The sequence below is a fragment of the Chroococcidiopsis sp. TS-821 genome, from assembly GCF_002939305.1.
Classification (GTDB): Bacteria; Cyanobacteriota; Cyanobacteriia; order Cyanobacteriales; family Chroococcidiopsidaceae; genus Chroogloeocystis.
Genome location: NZ_MVDI01000001.1, coordinates 1,569,174 through 1,585,745, shown reverse-complemented (window position 1 = coordinate 1,585,745; position 16,572 = coordinate 1,569,174). Strand labels below are relative to the sequence as shown.

Genomic DNA, 16,572 nt, shown 5'->3' with positions numbered 1-16,572 from the left:
AGTTTCGAGCCACTAATCACTTTCACGATTCTATTGTTAACTTTGGTTCATCACACGTTAAAATAACGCTGGCTCGTCTGTATTGCGCATATGCAGTGAACGATTTACTAAAAGTGCTGTTGGAGGATAAGTAGATTGACCACTCGTGTCATTATCGTGCGTCACGGTCAAAGCAGCTATAACACCGAAAAGCGCATTCAAGGTCGTAGTGATGTGTCAACTTTAACTGAAAAAGGGCAAAACGATGCCCGTAAAGTTGGTGCTGCGCTAAGTCACTTAAATTTTGCTGCGGTTTATACTAGCCCTCTACAGCGAGCAAAACTTACAGCAGAAACAATTTGTAGTTGCTTAACAACACCGCTAAAACCGCAAGCTGCGAGTAACTTAATGGAAGTTGACTTGCCTTTGTGGGAAGGAATGCTGTCAGCAGAGGTTCGCGAGAAATTTCCTGAGGCTTACCGCCTTTGGCACGAACATCCGGATCGACTAGTGATGGTAGTAGGAGAAAACCGCGAACACTTCCCGATTCTGAGTTTGTTTGAACAAGCAAAACAGTTTTGGGAAGAAACTTTGCCGCGTCATGTTGGAGAAACAATTCTCATCGTTGGGCATAACGGTATTAATCGTGCTTTAATTAGTACCGCTTTGGGAATTTCACCGCAACGCTATCACTCAATTCAGCAATCGAATTGTAATGTTACAGTCTTAAATTTCGACCCAGCGACTCCTTCGCATCAAAAAGATAGCAAGTGGGGAGCAGTACAGCTAGAATCGCTAAATCAAACAGCGCATTTAGGCGAGGTTTTGCCGTCACTGCGACCAAATCATCGAGGACAGCGCCTTTTGCTCGTACGTCATGGTGAAACCGAATGGAATCGTCAAACGCGTTTTCAGGGACAAATTGATGTCCCGCTCAACGATAATGGTCGACAACAGGCACAAAAAGCTGCAGAATTTCTAAAAAATGTCCAGCTTGATTTTGCCGTGAGTAGCCCGATGTTGCGTCCCAAGGAAACTGCAGAGATTATTTTGCAGCATCACCCTGAAATTCAACTACAATTACACGCAGATTTGCAAGAGATTAATCACGGACTTTGGGAAGGTAAATTAGAGTCAGAAATTGAGCAAACTTTTCCAGGAGAATTACAGCGATGGCGGACAGTACCAGCAGAGGTGCAAATGCCACAAGGAGAAAATTTACAGCAAGTGTGGAAACGTAGCGTCGCAGCGTGGCAAAGTATTCTTGATTCCGCAGCAAGTCAAACGACTGGATTAGTTGTGGCGCACGATGCCACGAATAAAGTTTTGCTGTGTCATGTTTTGGGTTTGTCGCCTGCGCATTTTTGGAACTTCCGCCAAGGAAATGGGGCGGTCAGCGTTATTGATTATCCGCAAGGTGCAGCGGGTTTCCCTGTGGTGCAAGCGATGAATATTACGACTCATCTTGGAGGAGGTGTGCTGGATAAAACTGCCGCAGGCGCATTGTAAGGTACTGGTAACTGGGTAATTGGTAATTGGTGTCAGGTGAGTCTGTCCCAATCAAAATTCATGAAGAGTGAACTGCTACAACAAGTTCGGGTGATTGATCCTGTATCGAGTACTGATCGGGTAGCTGATGTTTTAGTTATTGATGGTGTGATTCAGGCATTGCAGGAAACGATCGCTGACTATCCAACTGATACGCAGGTGTGTAATTGTCGCGGACTTGTGTTAGGTCCTGGATTGGTCGATTTGTACAGCCATTCCGGCGAACCAGGTTTTGAAGAACGCGAAACTTGGCGATCGCTGCAAGCTTGTGCAACCGCTGGCGGGTTTACTCGATTGCATATTTTGCCGGATACGATGCCCGCAATTGATAATGTGTCGGTGGTAACGCGGCTACAGCAAAAACTGGCAACAGCCACTGTCAAATTTAACTTTTGGGCAGCGCTGACAGTTGGTGCCAAAGGGCAGCAAATGACCGAGTTGGCAGAGTTAGCAGCTGAACCGAATATCGTAGGTTTTGCTGATGGCCGCGCAATTGAGAATTTAGCATTACTGCGGCGCTTGCTAGAATACATTAAACCCATCAATAAGCCAGTGGCGCTGTGGGCGTCAGACGCGCAGTTGGCGGGCAATGGAGTGATGCGCGAAGGCACGCAATCTATTTGCTTAGGCTTGCCAGGAAATCCCGCGATCGCAGAAACAGCTGCACTAGCTGCAATTTTAGAAGTTGTCGCCGCGATTGGCACTCCGGTACATATCATGCGAATTTCGACAGCGCGCGGTGTTGAATTAATTCAAGCGGCAAAAGCCCAAGGTTTACCTGTGACGGCGAGCACGACTTGGATGCACTTGCTCCTCGATACGCAAGCGCTGAAAAGTTACAGTCCCTCACTGCGATTAGAGCCACCTTTAGGCAATACCAACGATGTTCAGGCACTGCGTCAAGGAGTTCGTTTGGGAATTATCGATGCGATCGCTGTTGACCACACTCCTTACACCTACGAAGAAAAAACTGTTGCTTTCGCTGAAGCTCCTGCGGGGGCGATCGGCTTAGAGTTAGCCTTACCTTTACTATGGCACAACCTTGTAGAAACAGGTGAATGGTCAGCTATCGAATTATGGCGCAGTCTCAGCACTTACCCATCGCAGTGTTTAAAACAAAGTCCGAGTACGATTTCGCCTCATAGTTCGGTAGAAATGGTTCTTTTCGACCCGCACGAAACATGGCAAGTACACATGCATACTTTAAAATCTTTGTCAAGCAATACACCATGGTTAGGACAAACGCTACGAGGACGCATTGTGCAAACTTGGTACGAGACCTGAAAATCGACGTCTCTCTATATGAGAAAGCTTTTCTTTAGTTCAATTCCCCCATGCGATGCGGAGGCCAAAAGCGAACTATGGCACGTCCGATGATTTTGTCGCGCGGGACAAAGCCCCAATAATGGCTATCGTAGCTATTATTACGGTTATCACCTAAGACTAGATATGAGTCTTCTGGCACAATGACAGGTCCATACACGTACTGCGGCGGGGCTTCGATGTAGTTCTCACGCAACGGCTGGTCGTCAATATAAACGCGTCCACCCCTAACTTCTACCTTATCGCCAGGCATGCCAATAATTCTTTTGATAAAGGCATCTTTAAGATTTGGGTTTTCCTGGATGATTCCTTCAGTAGGAGAAAATACGACAATATCGCCTCGCTGCGGGTCCGTGAAACGATAACTCAACTTATCGACAATCAACTTGTCATACTTTTGCAGCGTTGGCAGCATGGATTCAGAAGGTATCCAACGCGCTTCGGCAACAAAAGTCCGAATTCCCAACGCCAGAACGATACTTAATATAATTGTTCTTCCTAGTTCGCCGATCCAAGAACCTTCAGTGTCTTGTCGCGATTTTTGATTTGAAACTTGACCTGGCACACGAGACATAGAGCTTTGTTTAAAACAACCGAAAGACGCTAATAACTAATTTAACGAGCGAAAATACTTTGATTTATTAATTCTAGCTAGAAAAAGCTTACATTAATGTAACACTAATGTAACACTGGTATCCTAAAAAGTTTCATTGCAGTTTGAGAACGTGGATATGAAGACGCGATCGCAATGCAGTTTGCACTTGCCGCTTGCTTTCCCAGTAGAGTAACGTGCTTTTATGCTGCCACTGTTTATCAGTCTTGCTATTTTCAAAGTATCGTCACCTGTTACACTCAACATTAACTGTCATGCCATCTACAGATCTTTTGATTCGCCATGCCCAAATTCTGTTACCGAATGGTGACTTTTTAATCGGAGATGTGCTTGTCCGCGATCGCCAAATTGCGCAAGTCGCACCAGAGATCGCACTTCCAGCGAATGCCGCAGACTATATAGAGATAGACGCATCTGGTTTAACTTTGTTGCCTGGTGCGATCGATCCTCAAGTTCACTTTCGCGAACCAGGGTTAGAACACAAAGAAGATTTGTTTACTGCTAGCTGTGCTTGTGCCAGAGGTGGTGTCACTTCGTTTCTAGAAATGCCGAACACTCGTCCGCTGACGACGAATCAGCAGGCTTTAGACGATAAACTCGAACGCGCTAAGCAAAAGTGTTTAGTCAACTACGGTTTTTTCATCGGAGCTACGGGAGACAATACGCCTGATTTACTCGCAGTAAATCCTACGCCAGGAATTAAAATTTTCATGGGTTCGATGCACGGTCAATTACTCGTCGATAAAGAAGCGGCACTAGAGCAAATTTTTGCGCAAGGCGATCGCTTAATTGCCGTTCATGCGGAAGATCAAGCCCGAATTAATCAAAGAAGACAAGAGTTTGCCGGAATTAAAGATCCCGCAATTCACTCGCAAATTCAGGATACAACAGCGGCTTTAAATGCCACGAAGCTCGCGTTAAAACTTTCTAAAAAATATCAGCGACGCTTACATATTCTGCACATGTCAACTGGAGAAGAAGCCGAACTGTTACGTCGAGACAAACCCACCTGGGTAACGGCGGAAGTGACTCCACAGCACTTACTATTAAATACGGATGCTTATGCCAAAATTGGCACTTTAGCGCAAATGAATCCCCCCCTGCGATCGCCGCATGATAATGAAGTGCTATGGCAAGCTTTACTCGATGGCGTGATTGACTTTATCGCTACCGATCACGCGCCGCATACCTTAGAAGAAAAAGCACAAGAGTACCCGAATACACCATCAGGAATGCCTGGAGTAGAAACGTCTTTAGCATTGATGCTGACACAAGCAATGCAAGGACGCTGTACAGTTGCCCAAGTTTCGCACTGGATGTCTACCGCAGTTGCTAAGGCTTATCGAATTCCGAATAAAGGTGCGATCGCGGTTGGTTATGACGCAGATCTTGTCTTAGTCGATCTCAACACTTACCGCCCTGTTTTGCGCGAAGAGTTACAAACTAAGTGCGGTTGGAGTCCTTTCGAAGGTTGGAATCTCACCGGTTGGCCTGTGACGACAATTGTTGGCGGTCAAATTGTCTACAACAAAGGCAAACTTGATACAAACGTTAGAGGTGAGGCATTACGTTTTGATGCTCACCTCTAGTTAACTATTGAAGTTTTACTCTCGATTAAAATTATCCACCGCGTCGCAACATGCCGTTGCCCTCGACAATCTTCATCACGCGATCGACAGGGAGATTATACATTTTTTGAACAACTCCTGATGGCCAGTAAACTTCAATTCGGTCAATGAGCGTATTGTTTTTCAACCCAAAATGAAGACGTTGATGATTTTGACCATACAGGTGCATTCCTCCTCCCTGTTCTCGCACTTGAGTAACACCGCCCGCTGTGAGTAGCACCCTAGTACCAATACCGTCTCGGTTAGATGCGATTCCTTGCAAGTCAATTTCCAGCCAATGGTTTTTATTGCCAAGGTTACGGAAAAGTTGATGTGGAGTTCCCGTGTAAGTTTTTTGTGTAGCTCTTAATACAGTACTACCCATGAATAAATCTAAAAAACCATCAACGTTATAATCTGCGACTGCAACACACGAACCAAACATCGTTCTTGTCATCTGAGTCACAACATGAAAGCCTGGATGACGTCCTGCAGCACCACCGGCATTAGGAACAACTCTAAAGGTTCCATTACCTAAATTTTCATATAGAACACTTGGTAAGCTGTAAGATTCATAACCCCGCAATACATATAGATCGACATCCATGTCATTATCAAAATCTCCAGCAACTACCGAGTGTGCTAAGAGTGGGTTACCAATTCCAGAGCCTTGCGTGCGATTAACATACTGTTTAGTTTTAGGGTCATAGAAAAGCAAAACATCTGGTAAGTCAAATTGAGAGAGATCGAGTGGTCCAAAACCAATGCGAGTTAAGTGAGACATTGGTTGAGGTGTTTCAATCACTAAATGAACTAATTTATATTTGGGAGAAGAAAGTCGTACTGTCCAAGTTTGGGTAGCTGGCTCATAACCAATGTATAACCCAGTATCAACTCCAGCCTTGTGTGGTTTAATTCCCCTCACTGTTGGATCTTGCGGCGATAACGAAAATCCCAACTTCCCTGGTTGTCTGCCTTGGGAACCAATAAAGATTTCTGGTCTACCTATCTCTGTGACAATCTCTGTAACAGGTGTGGTACGGAAATCAAAGCTGACATTCCCACTTGTCTTAAAACTGACTCCCACCTCCCGTTGGAAGGCTAGTAACTTTGCTAAGGCTAACTTTGCATTTATTTGATGTACGCTAGGAACGCGAATGAGACGATTTCTGGGCAGAAACACATCTAGATAGGTGTCATTATTAAAGTCAGCAATGACAGCGTCGGAAACAAACTGATGAGCAGGTAATCTCCCAGTTATATCTCGAAAAGGAATTGTTGTTGAATCGTAGATCTTCTGCGGGTATCTAGATGGACTTTGAATGACGATATCCTGCTTACCATCGCCAGACACATCTGCAAGTTGGGCAAAGTCAGAGGCTTGGTTTGTTTGCAAGCCAACTTGTGCATTGGCATTTTGAAAAGCATTTGTCATTCTTCTAAACAAGGTACTAGGAGCTTTTCCGTCAGGTCGGATGTCATTTAACTGAAGAACATCCAAAAGTCCATCTTTGTTCCAGTCTAGCCATAGCGGGGCTCGACCTCTTCCTAATGGGAAATTTAAACCCCACTTAGTTGCTTGCTCCTGTAGCTTTCCTTGATGATTGACAAGGAAAAAATTGTTTTCTTGACCGTAGCCAGCTTGCGCTCCTGTGACGACAAATAAGTCAGGATCGCCGTCATTATCAAAATCACCCCAGGCTGAACCGTGAGAATCGCCTGTTACACCGCTTTTGGGCCAAACTTGCGAAATAATATCTTTAAATTTACCGCCACCCATGTTGAGATAAAGACGAGGAAATTTTGCTCCTTTGGGACGATCTGAGCTTCTGTAGCCGTGCGGTGTAATCCATAGATCGGGCTTACCGTCGCTGTTGTAATCTAACCAAGCAACACCATGAGTTTCGTCTTGGGATGACACTATTCCAGCATTTGCGGTGGCTTCTTGGAACTTAATTGTGGAAGCTTGACTAGTAAAACTTAAACTAACTTTAGTCGTAAAACTAAAAACGAGTGTCGCTATGCCAAAACATAATAGTATTTTTAGCCGTTTATGAAGTCGCACATGCACCCCCTTCTGCTGAACTTGACAGCAGCTCTATGTGGTGATAGAAATGAGAGAGTACTTGGTGCAGAGAATGATTTCTCTGAGCAAGAGTTCGGTTTGGGGATCATCTATCAAACTAGATGACCATATGCATCGTTGCTATAGAATGAACAGCAGGTTATAGATAGCGAAGTTAAAAGCTGTTGGCAAGGGTGAAGAATTGTTAGGTTGTTAGTAGCTAAAGAGAGCAAAATCTAAAATCAGAGGTAAAATAGACAGATGTATAGCTACACCATATAGATTTACCTCAAAAGAAGTAAGTTAGAATTTGCGCTTTTTTATAACTTTAAAAAGCGTGAAATGGAAAATATATTGATAGAAGTATGACTAAAATTGGGTCTGATGCAGATCTAACTAGCTAGATAGATTAGTAGTAACATCTCCTTTCCATTATGTTAATTTAGATAGGCTGGTAAGTTAATACAGTAAAGTTACGCTCAGTTCAGTAATTTTGCCTTAGTTTTATTCAATAAAACAAGGAAATCTGTACCCTGAGTGAAGGTATAAGAGTATAAGTGCTATGCGTGAACTTCATCGCTAATCACTGTTTAATGAGCGATATACAAGGTCATAAAGCCTAGGTATTTCAGACTAATAATATATCAGTCAAAATCCCTTGGTTAACTTGTAAAAGTATGTATAAGAGATAGAAATATAAATTCTACCTATATATTCCTTTTAAACTACTTTCAAAGGTAAGAGCAACAACCTAAATATAACTTTACAAAAACTTTATTATAGATAGATTGAGCAGCTTTCTTTACATTGAAAGTAAATTATTTGTATCTATCAAAAGACAGAAATAACTAATATTTAGTACAGAATTATCGATCGCAAACGCAAGGAAAACATTGCTTCAGGTTGTGAAATTTTCTAAAAAATCGAGTTGAATGCCTACCGCAGATACGTCTACTTGACGACCATGAGTGTTATGGTGGCTAAAGCGGATATTAATATAACTCGATGGTAGATATGGCAAGCGTTCTGCCCATTCAATTGCTGTAATACCTAACTCTACATCGATACCTTCCCAGTAAGCTTCTGGGTATAATGCAGCAACTGACTCTGGTTCTAAACGATATAGATCTAAGTGATAAAGTGGCAAGCGCCCTTCTCTATACTCATTGATTAAAGTAAATGTAGGGCTAACAATTTGCTCCTTAATTCCTAGCCCGCTACCAATTCCTTGAACTAATGTAGTTTTACCACTTCCTAAATCCCCTTGTAATAACAACACACTACCTGCATTCAAAGTTTGCCCTAAAAATTTACCTAAGCGCAGCGTTGCTTGTGGATCTACAAGCAAAGTACGAATTTGTCTTTTATTCATAATCTAAATCTGAGTCTTGAGCTAACAGTTTGAAATCATAATTTATTGATCTGCCTCTGCAAGTTAACTTCCTAAAATAAAGCTATTATTCTTTGAGTTAACTGTAAAAAACTCATTTTAAATATTACTGAATATAGTGTAACTGATTTAATATGATTTTTATGAAATTGAGAGGGCAAACCTTTTAAAAATAATTAATTCGTCTTTAGTAAGTGTACTTAAATCTGTTAAATAGAAAAGTAATTTTTAAGTTATAATTTTTAACAATCGCTCACTTTAAATGAACTATAATTCTCAACGTTTGCAAAAGTTGAATGGCATTCTTAAAAGTAAATTGCGATGAATAACTTAGAAATATTAAGCTGCAGCTATCCTCTAATTTCTTACTAACTATGAAGGAGCGTAGTAGCCGAGCCATTGTGCGTACGAAGTTTTCGTTATAAAATTTTCTATGACTAGGAAGCTAGAACAAAAATAATAATTTTTCATCAAACAAATCAAAAATCGCTATTACAATTTGAGAAATATAAAATGGATTTTTTATTCAGCGCATGTCATATTATACTGAGATTACCAGCAATTTGAACTGCATAGATACATGCAAAGTAATTGTAGAAATTTTTAAAAGAATAAAATTACACTTACTTTGGCAAGAAGCGCGACTGTATTAGTTTGTCCAAGACATCCTAGAAAATAATCTTACTTATGTGCGAGCGCGACCATACCAGCGTAAGAGCACTTGTGCTAATGCCCGAGGATTATGCCGCACTAGTCCAGTTTCTTCATCTTCATCGATCACGTTGGCTAAAATAATCCGTCGTCCTAAGCGAGCAACAACTTCGCGATCTAGAAATACAGGATGCGAATTTTCTTGTGCATAGCGCCTCAGGCTTTTTTCTGAGGGAGTTCGTCGATGAACCAGGACAGCACTAAATAATTTTTGTCCGCACGCAGCGTCGATCGCGCGAATATGATCCGAGACAGTATAACCTTGGGTTTCACCTGGTTGTGTCATGACGTTACAAACGTAGATACAAGGAATTGGCGGGGTTTTACCTCCTTTACAGCGGGCGGCGATCGCGTTGGCAATTTCTGGTACTAGTAAATTCGGAATAACGCTTGTATAGAGACTTCCAGGACCAATGATAATGTAGTCAGCTTCATGAATCGCTTGTAGTGCTTTGGGTAGTGCGGGAGGTTCGGCGGGAGTACAGCCGATTTTGAGGATACAGCCGCCTGCTTTGGTAATATTAGATTCACCTTCAATACGACGACCATCAGCTAATTCTGCCCACAAGCGCACATCACTGAGCGTTGCGGGAAAAACTTGTCCGCGAATTGCGAGAACTTGCGAACTTGCGGCGATCGCCCGTTCTAAATCACCAGTAATTTCACTCATTGCGGTGAGGAATAAATTCCCAAAACTATGCCCAACTAAACCATCACCAGCTCGGAAGCGGTACTGAAAAAGCTCAGTCAATAATTTTTCCTCGGAGGCGAGGGCGGCTAAACAGTTGCGAATATCGCCTGGGGGAAGAACCCCTATTTCGCGCCGCAGCCGTCCTGAAGACCCGCCATCGTCTGCTACAGTGACAATGGCAGTGATGTTCGCGCTATACGCCTTGAGTCCGCGCAGCAACGTTGATAAACCTGTCCCACCGCCAATGGCGACAATTTTAGGTCCGCGATGCAAGCGGCGGTGTGTTAAGAGTACATCGATCAGTTCTTCATCGCCACCTTCTGGTCGTAATACCTCAGTAATTGAGCCGACGGTGCGGGTTTGTCCCCAGAAGATCAACAATGCGCCCAGAAGCAATACCAAAGGACCGCTAATATAATTAGGAACAAAATTCGCGATCGTGCCGACAATGTCCTGGATTAATTGCAATGCATGAAAAATTGGCGTTAATTTGACCCAGATTGCCAAACCTAAGCCAACTAACACCACTCCGCCAGCGCTTAACAGTAACCAGCGTTTGACAAATATCCCAGGAGCTAACCATTTGAACCACTGTCCAACTCGATGGGGAGCGCGATGGAGCGATTCCTGCTTGATACTTCGTAAGGATTTTTTAAAAGGAGCAAATCGCATATGCAACTTTTTAGCAGGGAGATACCAAAATGTATACCAAACCCTTGTTACTTTAGTAGGTGATCTAACTGTGTCTAGTAGCTTGACTAAGTGAATTTATAGCCTTAATTCCGATTGGAGATTGCATAATTTTATGTATTTTCATGTAATATCGCTGAAATTCAACGTATTTGACTAGAACTTTACGATCAAAGTTGCATCTACTTTTACACAAGTTGGGTACGAGGTGTTAGTGACAACTTGGCGATTGAGAAATCAATATGGAAAAGCGAATTTTGGGAATCGATCCTGGTCTAGCGATTTTGGGATTCGGTACAATTAGGGCAACGCAGCGGGATTTCAATTCTGCTGGGGCGATCGCTTCCCAAGCTGCTAACGCAGAAGTTATTACCAAACCAGAATTAACATTACTTGATTTTGGTGTGATTCAAACTTCAGCCGATATCGAGATGGGGAAAAGACTGTGCACGATTTACGAAGACTTAAATGTCTTGCTCGAACAGTCGCAACCTAACCTAGTTGCAATTGAAAAGCTCTTTTTCTATAAGATGGGCAATACGATTTCTGTAGCTCAGGCGCGTGGCGTAATTATGCTGGTGTTGGCACAGCACGATATTCCATTTGTCGAGTTTACGCCAGCCCAAGTCAAACAAGCACTTACAGGTTGGGGTAACGCCAAAAAGTATGAAGTTCAACAAGCTGTCGCACAACAACTAGATTTAGATTATATTCCGCGTCCTGATGATGCTGCAGATGCGCTGGCAGTTGCCCTAACAGCATGGTATTGCAATAGTAGAATATTCTCCTAAAGCTCCCCTATATCGCTGCACTAATGTCTCTGTGCATCTTCTACTCACTACCTAACTTTGCGATCGCGTCTAGGTCGTAAATTGCTTTCTCAATTGCCCAGGCGATCGATTGGTGAGGATGATTGAGTTTACTCTTAAAAGAGTTCAACGTAAATCCTCAGATCTCACACTTCTAGCTCTTCTGTCTCACTACTTTTAAAGTGCTTAGGCTTGGATCGGCACAACCACTAATAAAACCTCCCGTTACTAGGATTTGCTGGAGGTAATCTAGTGCTTGCCTGTTGATGATTTCTCCTGGCATTAAGACAGGAATTCCTGGGGGGTAAGGACAAACTAATTCTGCACAAATGCGATCGCTTGCTTGGGATATCGGTACACTTTCGGTTTCTGCAAAATATGCTTGTCGCGGTGAAATTTGCACGGTATATCCCATCTTATAAACAAAATCTTCCCACATAGGCTTTTTATAAGTCAAGTGTTCTTTTTGATATCTTTGAGATACCAAATTGAAAGCTGATACTAACTTTTCAATATCTTCTTGCGCGTTGCCAAAGGAAATAATAAAAGTTAGGTGTTGCAATGAGGGTAATTCTGCTGTCACACTGAGTTGTTCGTGTAAGATTTCATCCGCCTCAAAGCCTGTTAAACCCAACCCTGAAACTGTAACCGTGAGTCGCGTCGGGTCTAAACGGCAAAAACCTGGAGTAGATTGGCATTCCAAAACTGATAATCCAGGAATTTGATGAAGGTGGGTGCGTGCTTCTGCGGCAAGTTGTAAAGTGCGTGACATTAAAGATTTTCCATGCAGTGCCATTTGTTGGCGTGCGGCATCGAGGGAAGCTAAGAGTAAATAACTAGGACTTGTAGATTGCACAAGTTGTAAAGCTTTAGAGAGGCGATCGCGGTCTATCCTATTACCTTGGACGTGGAGCATCGATGCTTGAGTCATTGCTCCGAGAACCTTATGCGTTGATTGCACAGTTAAATCGGCACCAGCTGCCAACGCAGAGATAGGTAAGTCAGGATGAAAAGCAAAGTGTGCGCCGTGCGCTTCGTCTACGAGTAAGGGGATGTTGTGTTTGTGCGCGAGAGAAGCGATCGCACCTATATCACCACACGCACCGTAGTACGTTGGGTAAAGGATCATCACGGCTTTCGCGTCAGGATGCTGTTGGAGTGCGGTTGCTACACTTTCTAAAGTAATACTATGTGCAATATCTAGTTCTGAGTCATACTCAGGATTAATGAAAACAGGAATCGCACCAGAAAGAATTAAGCCAGCGATGGCGGACGAATGTACATTACGCGGCAGAATAATTTTATCTCCAGCATTGCAAGTTGCTAAAATTGCGGCTTCAACTCCACACGTAGAACCGTTAACTAAAAACCAAGTTTGTTCCGCACCGAAAGCATCTGCTGCTAATTCTTGGGCTTCTTGAATCACACCTTGAGGAGCAAACAAATTATCTAATTCAGGAAGTTCTGGTAGGTCAAACTTAAAAATATTTGAATTGAAATTACGCGCTAAGGAAGAGGAAATTCCTTGCCCTCGTTTGTGTCCTGGCGTGTAGAAAGCTGCATGGTTGTCGTTAGCACATTCACGTAAAGCATCTAATATTGGTAAGTTTATTTGGTATTGCTCAGAAAAATGCATAAAATAAGTAATTAACTTTAAAATAAAAATCCTTCTAGTGGAAGAATTCAACTAAATTACTCGACGCAAATAGCCGATCGCAATCAGTATAGTTACCACAAAGCACAACTCTCCTCTACTAACCTAGTTGTAGTGACTCTGAAGTAAAACAATATTGGGCGATCGCACTGAGTCTAAATATCTAGATAGATGTATTGAATAACAGTTGTTGTCTAGGGTGGTAGAGTCACGTCGATGGAATGGCAATGATTAATCCCAATCCTAACCCTTTACCGCAACCAGAAATTCCCGCACCAGTTCCCAATCCTTTACCAGACCCCACACCACCTACACCTGCACCACAACCGACCCCAGAACCTGCGCCGCAGCCAGTACCAGCACCAATTCCTCAGCCAGTACCAGCACCAATTCCCCAACCAATTCCTGAACCAGTATAGGTACCCTTTTAGATTTGGTACTAACTGAATCAAGGCTTGAGCTTTGCAGAAAGTACGCTTAACTTGGATGCTAGTATCATAGTTTTGATAGGATGACTATAGTTCAAAATGCCTAAACTCAACCTAACCAAACTTCGTTAAACTAGTTAAGCTGACCGTTCACCTGCAAGAATATATGCTCAGAGCCGGAATCGTAGGGCTACCCAACGTTGGAAAATCAACTTTGTTTAATGCTTTGGTTGCCAATGCCAAAGCGGAAGCTGCTAATTTCCCGTTTTGTACGATTGAACCGAATGTAGGTGTTGTTGCAGTTCCAGACGAACGATTACAAGTTCTAGGAAAAATCTCAGCTTCGGCGCAAATTGTACCGGCGCGAGTTGAATTTGTTGATATTGCAGGTTTAGTCAAAGGTGCAAGCCAAGGCGAAGGTTTGGGCAATCAGTTTCTTTCACATATTCGCGAAGTTGATGCGATCGTTCATGTCGTGCGTTGTTTTGAAAACGACGATATTATTCATGTCGCGGGTTCGGTCGATCCTAAACGAGATATTGAAATTATTAATTTAGAATTGGCATTGGCTGATTTAGCTCAAATTGAACGACGTATCGAACGTACGAAAAAGCAAGCTCGTACGAGTAAAGACGCCCAGTTTGAAGTCAGCGTTCTAGAAAAATTAAGTGCTGCATTAAACGAAGGCAAATCAGTAAGACAAGTCAGTTTAACCGAAGAAGAAGCAGCAACAATTAAAGGATTAGGATTATTGAGTGGTAAACCAATTATTTATGCAGCAAATGTCTCTGAAGAAGACTTAGCAACGGGTAACGAATATGTCGAACAAGTGCGGCAAATTGCTTCGCAAGAAAATGCTCAAGTTGTAATTGTTTCTGCGCAAGTTGAAGCCGAGTTAGTAGAATTACCCGAAGAAGATAAAGCTGAGTTTCTTGCATCTTTAGGTGTTGCAGAGGGCGGGCTAAAATCGTTAATCCGTGCTACATACAAACTTTTAGGATTGCGTACCTATTTTACGTCAGGACCTAAAGAAACTCGTGCGTGGACAATTCATGCAGGAATGTCTGCACCGCAAGCCGCTGGCGTGATTCACTCGGATTTTGAACGCGGATTTATTCGAGCAGAGACAGTTGCTTACGAAGACCTAGTCGCGACTGGATCGATGAATGCAGCTAAAGAGAAAGGTTTGGTGAGAAGTGAAGGAAAAGATTACGTCGTCCAAGAAGGTGATGTAATGCTATTTCGATTTAATGTTTAGTTATTAGATGGGTAATCCCCAGTCTGTAACTTAGTTTGGTGGGTCGAAACGATTGACAAAAATCGACTAAAGAATCATTGGTAAACCAACAGCAAGACAGAATAACCAATGATGAAAATCAAGAGGCGCGGTTGCGAAGATGGTATTGATGATTGATACATAGCAGAAAACCATTTGCAAAATAATCGCGCCAATAATGCCAAATGCGATCGCAGGAATATCAACTTCTGCCGCTGTACCCTTGATTTTTGCCATCAAATCTGGTGTCAACTGACTCAAACTCAAAAGGTAAAAATCCTGCCAGCATATGAGTGCACTAATTGCCATAGTGCGCGCTAAATTCATGTCTCCTGTCGTTGCCCGAATATACTCAGAAACTCCAAGGATGACAATCCAATTAAACAGTGAAATTGCTAAAATACGCTGAATTCGACTTTTTGAAAGTATAGCTTCGTTGCTAAACGTTGCTTGGCTTCATGTTCCCCAATCCTTGTGCAGCGTTCTGTTTCGAGAATACTAAAGACTGCTGCTGTCGCAGCCTTGGCGCTAGCGTCTATGTCATATTTCTTAATCATTTATTTAGTGCTATCTAATCAAGCACCAAAAAATAGTGTTTAGCAAAAATTGACACTAATAGTTCTTCATGGTAACTATAGGTTGCCTTCAAGTTGGTGAAATCACCACTTAGCTTTGTTCTATCCAACATTGAGACAAGCACGTGAATGTAAATGTGTCTACTTCAATTGAAATCGTTGGACGTTCGGCTCAATTTCAACAGATTGTAGAAGTTCTCGCCCGCGATGGAAATCTTTTGATTGCGGGAGTACCAGGGTGTGGAAGGCGAACTTTGGTAAGAACGGCGGCTTTAGAAGTAGGCGCGATCGCTTTAGAGGTAGATTGCATCCGCGCGATCGCAGCAAGGCAATTCATCGAATTACTCGCAGAAACAATTAGTCAAAACTTTGACTCGACGCTGCTGCAAACGTGGGTTAATACAATAGCCAAAGATTTGTTCGCAATCCACGTCAGCGAAAACAGCACTCACTTGAAACTCGCACCTGCGGTAACGCCAAAGCAGCTATGGCAAGCTTTTGAAAGATTAATTCAGCTACCGCAACTTTTAGCCGAAGTCGTTGATAAACGCGTTGTACTGATTTTACAGAGTTTTCCGCACCTCCGCGCATGGGATCGCAATAGCGAATGGGAAAACACGCTAAGACGAGAAATTAAGTCGCAGACGCGTGTCAGCTACGTACTCGTTGCCACAATTGCAGAAGTTACGCACAGCGAAGACCCGTTAGAAGTTGTCGAACTTACGCCTTTAGCAGATGATGTATTGGCAGTGTGGGCGAGAGAAATTTTACATACCCACGGGCTAACATTCGATTCGCGATCGCCTGCAATCGACACTTTCATTGATGCGGTTCAGGGACATATTGGCGATGCATTGACACTGATTCGTCGCCTTGTCGTCATGCATCCTACTGACAAACTCATTCGCGATGAACAAGTACATCAAGCAATTCAAGAGTTATTACAAGACTTATCAATCACCTTTGAGTCATTACTCATGCTTTTACCTGCAACTCAAGTGCAACTTTTAGAATGTCTTGCGTTAGACCCCACAAGTAAACCGCAAAGTCGAGAATACATTCAAAAACACGGGCTTTCGCGTGGCGGAAGTTTACAAGGTGCTTTGATAGGATTACAACAAAAAGGCTTAATCTACGGTTCTGAACAAAATTATCGCCTGGCGCTTCCCTTTTTTGCTTTATGGCTTCGTCAACGGTTAAGTGAGTAGTATCA

12 protein-coding genes and 1 pseudogene are annotated in these 16,572 nt (G+C 42.9%); 7 read left to right on the top strand and 6 right to left on the bottom strand.

Translation table 11 applies throughout. The features are described from left to right. The first annotated feature begins 135 nt into the window (after window positions 1-135). A complete protein-coding gene (locus B1A85_RS07175; protein ID WP_104546165.1) occupies window positions 136-1,488 on the top strand; it encodes a histidine phosphatase family protein in 1,353 nt (450 codons plus the stop codon). A gap of 60 nt (window positions 1,489-1,548) precedes the next feature. Next, window positions 1,549-2,811, top strand: coding sequence for a dihydroorotase (locus tag B1A85_RS07170; RefSeq protein ID WP_104546164.1), 1,263 nt, complete (start codon window positions 1,549-1,551; stop codon window positions 2,809-2,811). Window positions 2,812-2,845: 34 nt separating this feature from the next. Here B1A85_RS07170 and lepB read toward each other — a convergent pair whose 3' ends face one another. Beyond that, the gene (lepB, locus tag B1A85_RS07165) at window positions 2,846-3,424 is read right to left on the bottom strand and encodes a signal peptidase I (RefSeq protein WP_104546163.1); all 579 of its coding nucleotides are present in this window, start codon (window positions 3,422-3,424) and stop codon (window positions 2,846-2,848) included. Between the two features lie 293 nt (window positions 3,425-3,717). Between lepB and B1A85_RS07160 the strand changes: the two genes are divergently transcribed. Next, a complete protein-coding gene (locus tag B1A85_RS07160; protein WP_104546162.1) occupies window positions 3,718-5,052 on the top strand; it encodes a dihydroorotase in 1,335 nt (444 codons plus the stop codon). Window positions 5,053-5,083: 31 nt separating this feature from the next. Here B1A85_RS07160 and B1A85_RS07155 read toward each other — a convergent pair whose 3' ends face one another. The 3 genes from B1A85_RS07155 to yvcK all read right to left on the bottom strand — a co-directional run bounded on the left by B1A85_RS07155 (window position 5,084) and on the right by yvcK (window position 10,599). Then, window positions 5,084-7,135 (bottom strand): CRTAC1 family protein, encoded by a 2,052-nt coding sequence (locus B1A85_RS07155; RefSeq protein WP_168192359.1) that lies wholly within the window; start codon window positions 7,133-7,135, stop codon window positions 5,084-5,086. Window positions 7,136-8,033: 898 nt separating this feature from the next. Further along, on the bottom strand, window positions 8,034-8,507 hold the full coding sequence (tsaE, locus tag B1A85_RS07150; protein ID WP_210404218.1) for a tRNA (adenosine(37)-N6)-threonylcarbamoyltransferase complex ATPase subunit type 1 TsaE: 474 nt from the start codon (window positions 8,505-8,507) through the stop codon (window positions 8,034-8,036). A gap of 703 nt (window positions 8,508-9,210) precedes the next feature. Further along, a complete protein-coding gene (yvcK, locus tag B1A85_RS07145) occupies window positions 9,211-10,599 on the bottom strand; it encodes a gluconeogenesis factor YvcK family protein (RefSeq protein ID WP_104546160.1) in 1,389 nt (462 codons plus the stop codon). 260 nt (window positions 10,600-10,859) lie between these two features. Here yvcK and ruvC point away from each other — a divergent pair, with 260 nt between their 5' ends. After that, complete coding sequence (ruvC, locus tag B1A85_RS07140) at window positions 10,860-11,408, top strand: crossover junction endodeoxyribonuclease RuvC (RefSeq protein ID WP_104546159.1); 549 nt, start codon at window positions 10,860-10,862, stop codon at window positions 11,406-11,408. Between the two features lie 172 nt (window positions 11,409-11,580). Here ruvC and B1A85_RS07135 read toward each other — a convergent pair whose 3' ends face one another. Continuing rightward, window positions 11,581-13,062, bottom strand: coding sequence for an aminotransferase class I/II-fold pyridoxal phosphate-dependent enzyme (locus tag B1A85_RS07135; RefSeq protein WP_104546158.1), 1,482 nt, complete (start codon window positions 13,060-13,062; stop codon window positions 11,581-11,583). A 239-nt stretch (window positions 13,063-13,301) separates the two neighbouring features. Here B1A85_RS07135 and B1A85_RS07130 point away from each other — a divergent pair, with 239 nt between their 5' ends. Further along, entirely contained in the window at window positions 13,302-13,499 is a 198-nt protein-coding gene (locus tag B1A85_RS07130) for a hypothetical protein (protein WP_210404217.1), read from the top strand. A 175-nt stretch (window positions 13,500-13,674) separates the two neighbouring features. Continuing rightward, window positions 13,675-14,766 carry a redox-regulated ATPase YchF gene (gene ychF, locus B1A85_RS07125; protein ID WP_104546157.1) on the top strand — a complete coding sequence of 364 codons (1,092 nt, stop codon included), beginning with the start codon at window positions 13,675-13,677 and terminating at the stop codon, window positions 14,764-14,766. 66 nt (window positions 14,767-14,832) lie between these two features. Here the strand turns inward: ychF and B1A85_RS07120 are convergent. Further along, a pseudogene (locus B1A85_RS07120) lies at window positions 14,833-15,222 on the bottom strand (cation transporting ATPase C-terminal domain-containing protein); the annotation flags it as partial. 262 nt (window positions 15,223-15,484) lie between these two features. On the opposite strand from B1A85_RS07120, the gene B1A85_RS07115 reads away from it, so the two are divergent. Beyond that, window positions 15,485-16,567, top strand: coding sequence for an ATP-binding protein (locus B1A85_RS07115; protein WP_104546156.1), 1,083 nt, complete (start codon window positions 15,485-15,487; stop codon window positions 16,565-16,567). Window positions 16,568-16,572: the final 5 nt, after the last annotated feature.